The organism is Mesorhizobium sp. M7A.F.Ca.CA.003.01.2.1, from assembly GCF_003998945.1.
GTDB lineage: Bacteria > Pseudomonadota > Alphaproteobacteria > Rhizobiales > Rhizobiaceae > Mesorhizobium > Mesorhizobium ciceri.
The window spans coordinates 1-3323 of the sequence record NZ_RZRA01000650.1 but is presented as its reverse complement, the minus strand read 5'-3'; the positions used below and the strand labels follow the sequence as shown (position 1 = coordinate 3323).

Here is a 3323-nt window from a genome sequence, read left to right as displayed (position 1 = left end):
CCGCCAGATCTTTCAGCAACCGCCACCGGTCGTGCAGCAGCTCAAGCCAAGCTGCCAGACACAGATAATCGGCACCACCGCCGTGAGCAATTGCCGCTGACATCAAGGCCTTTTTCGTTTATTTAGCCGACTTATGTATTTCGAGTGTCGTTGGCACATGCGAAAGTTTTGGTTTTGCAACGACGCCTTGTCGCGCTATGCGGCATTGCATCGACTGGATTGACGAATGGCAGCCACCAAGAAAAAGGCCGTACGCAAGGCAAAGAAGGGCGAGAGAATCCGCCAGGTGGCGGCTATTCCCTTCCGGCTGACCGCGCGTGGCGATATCGAGGTGATGCTGGTCACGTCGCGTACCACCAGGCGCTTCATCGTCCCCAAGGGCTGGCCGATGAAGGGCAAGAGCGGACGCAAGGCGGCCACCATCGAGGCGCAGGAGGAAGCCGGCGTGCTCGGCAAGACGCTGAAGCAGCCGGCGGGCACCTATTCCTACTGGAAGCGGCTGGCAAATCGCTTTGTCCGCGTCGACGTCATCGTCTACCTGCTCGAGGTGAGCGAGGAACTGGCCGACTGGCAGGAAGCCAAACGACGCCAGCGGGCCTGGCTGGCGCCAGCCGATGCGGCCATGCTCATCGACGAGCCGGATCTTTCAACGTTGGTGAAGACGCTGAAGATCCCTGTGCAGGTGGACCAGGCGTAGAGCCTCACTCGCCGGGGTCATCGCTTTCGGGAAACGGCCGCACCGGCGTGCCGGTATAGGCCCACAGCCACTCGCGCGGCAGCGGCCCCTTGTTTCGCTCGGCCTGCTGCGACTGCTCCCAGGCATGCGCCAGGATGCCGACCGAGCGCGACAGCACGAAAAGCCCTCGCGTCAGCGGCGGCGGAAAACCGAGTTCGCCATAGATGACGGCGGTGGCGCCATCGATGTTGAGGGGTATTTTTTTCCCCTTGCGGCGTTCGACATCCGCCTCGACCGCTTCGGCGATATCGGCGAAACGCCCATTGACGGCACCGCGTGCGGCAAATTCGCGGGTCAGTTCCAGCAAGCGCGGCGCGCGCGGGTCGACGGGATGGAAGCGATGTCCGAGCCCCGGCACATAGCCCTTCTCCTCGGCGAAGAACCGGTCGAGCCGCGCCGAGACCGCCTCATTCAGCGTCATCCCGGCATCAATCGCCACGGCAATGTCACCATAAAAGGAAAGCGCCTGCTCGCCGGCGCCTCCATGCACGTCGCCGAGAACGTTGATGGCCGAGGCCATGGCGCTGTTGATACCGACGCCGCAGGTTGCAGCCATGCGCGCGATGGCAATCGATGGCGCCTGCGGTCCATGGTCGACGGCGGCAGCCAAGGCAATGCCGAGCAATTCTGCCTGGTCCTCGCTGGGCAGTTCGCCGCGCAGCATCAGCCAGATGACAGCCGGAAAGCTGACGCGGCCGATCAGATCCTGGATCTCGTAGCCACGCAGCCGGATGACACCTGGCCGCATCTCGATGATGTCGGTCTGCCACCATTCCTCGCCGCGCTCACGGCCCGTCTTCTTCTCCGTGCCGCTCATGCGCGTGCCTTTGTCCTGGTGCGGGGCGGCAGGTCGGCGAACACCTCGCTCATATGTTCGCCGAGCGCCGGCGGCGGCTTTGTCGGCAAGGGCGCCTCGCCATCGACCATGAAGCCGCCGCGCAAAACGGTCAGCGGCTTCTTCATGCCAGCCACATCGTCGAAATGCGCGGTCACCTGGCGCTCGAGGACTTGGGGCTCGGCCAGCACTTGCGGGATCGTCAGCACCCTGCCGGCAGGCACGCCGGCGCGATTGAGCGTCTCTTCCCAGGCCGCCGCCGAGGCGCCCGCCAGGGCGTCCTCGATCTCGACTTTAAGCGCCGCACGGTTGCGCTTGCGCGTCTCGCGCTCTGCATAGCGGACATCGGAAGCCAATTCCGGCCGGCCGATCAGCCGGCACAGCGCCACGAACTGCTCCTGCTTGTTGGCAGCGATGTTGATGAGCCCGTCGCCGGTGCGAAACGCACCGGAGGGTGCCGCCGTCATGTTCTCGTTGCCCATCGGCATGGGGTCGATACCTGCGGTCAGATAGTTGGAAACCGGCCAGCCAAGTGCGGAAAGTGTGCATTCGAGCATCGAAACGTCGAGAAAGGCACCCTCGCCGCTCGTCTTCTGCCGCACCAGCGCCGAGGCGATGGCGAACGCGCCGACCAGTCCGCCAAGCGTATCGGCGACGGGATAGCCGACCCGCAGCGGCGCCGCTTCCGGTGTGCCGGTGATGCTCATGATCCCAGACAGGCCCTGGATGATCTGGTCATAGGCGGGATTGTCGCGCATTGGCCCGGTCTGGCCGAAACCCGATATCGCGCAATAGACGAGGCCCGGACGGACCGTCTTCAGTGCCTCGTAGCCAAGCCCCAGCCGATCCATCACGCCGGGGCGGAAATTCTCCACCAGTGCGTCGGCGCTGGCCACCAGATCGAAAAAGCGCTCGCGATCGGCTTGCTTCTTGAGGTCGAGCACAACCGACCGTTTGCCGGCGTTCTGAGCCAGGAACGAGGCGCCCATGCCGGCGCTGTTCAGCTTTGCCGAGCCGCCGAGCTGGCGGGCGAGGTCGCCGCCTTGCGGCGCCTCGACCTTGATCACGTCGGCGCCCAGCAGCGCCAGCTGATAGGCACAGTAGGGACCGGCCAGGACATTGGTCAGGTCGAGGACGCGAATACCGGAAAGCAGTTCTGTCATGGCATCAGGGATCGATCAGGCATCGCCGGGCACATGCTCCGGTCCGCGCCGACGACGATGCTCGATGAAGGCCCAGATATGCGGGCCGGCGAGACCGATGAAGGCGAGCGTCAGCAGTGTCAGCGACAGTTTGTGGGTGTAGAACACGGACCAGTCGCCATTCGAGATAGTCATCGCCCGGCGGAACTGGGTTTCGGCGAGCGGCCCAAGGATCATGCCGATGATGACAGGCGCGGTCGGAAAATCGAACCGCCGCATCAGGAAACCGGCGGCCCCCAGCAGATAGAGGATGACGAGGTCGATGGGCGATTGCGAAATGCCATAGGTGCCGACCGTGGCGAACACCAGGATGCCGGCATAGAGCTGCGGCGCCGGGATTTTCAGCAGCCGCACCCACAGCCCGATCAGCGGCAGGTTGAGGATGACCAGGATGACGTTGGCGATGAACAGGCTGGCGATCAGCCCCCAGACGAGGTCGCCCTGGGTCGTCAAAAGCAGTGGTCCGGGATTGATGCCGTAGCTCTGGAACGCCGACAGCATGATCGCCGCCGTCGCCGAGGTCGGCAGGCCAAGCGTCAGCATCGGCACC

At 64.3% G+C, this 3323-nt stretch carries 4 protein-coding genes; 1 reads left to right on the top strand and 3 read right to left on the bottom strand.

What is annotated here, in order from left to right; translation table 11 throughout:
• The first annotated feature begins 226 nt into the window (after positions 1-226).
• Positions 227-697 (top strand): NUDIX hydrolase, encoded by a 471-nt coding sequence (locus EN969_RS23000; protein ID WP_013529616.1) that lies wholly within the window; start codon positions 227-229, stop codon positions 695-697.
• Between the two features lie 4 nt (positions 698-701).
• On the opposite strand, the gene EN969_RS22995 is transcribed toward EN969_RS23000, so the two are convergent.
• From EN969_RS22995 to EN969_RS22985, 3 genes are all read right to left on the bottom strand, one after another.
• Complete coding sequence (locus EN969_RS22995; protein ID WP_063168996.1) at positions 702-1553, bottom strand: citryl-CoA lyase; 852 nt, start codon at positions 1551-1553, stop codon at positions 702-704.
• Positions 1550-2734: a CoA transferase gene (locus tag EN969_RS22990; protein WP_063168997.1), complete on the bottom strand. Its 1185-nt coding sequence runs from the start codon at positions 2732-2734 to the stop codon at positions 1550-1552. The genes EN969_RS22995 and EN969_RS22990 overlap by 4 nt, the downstream gene beginning before the upstream one ends.
• Positions 2735-2749: 15 nt before the next feature.
• A partial coding sequence (locus tag EN969_RS22985; RefSeq protein ID WP_206525208.1) for a tripartite tricarboxylate transporter permease occupies positions 2750-3323 on the bottom strand: 574 nt, incomplete at its 5' end.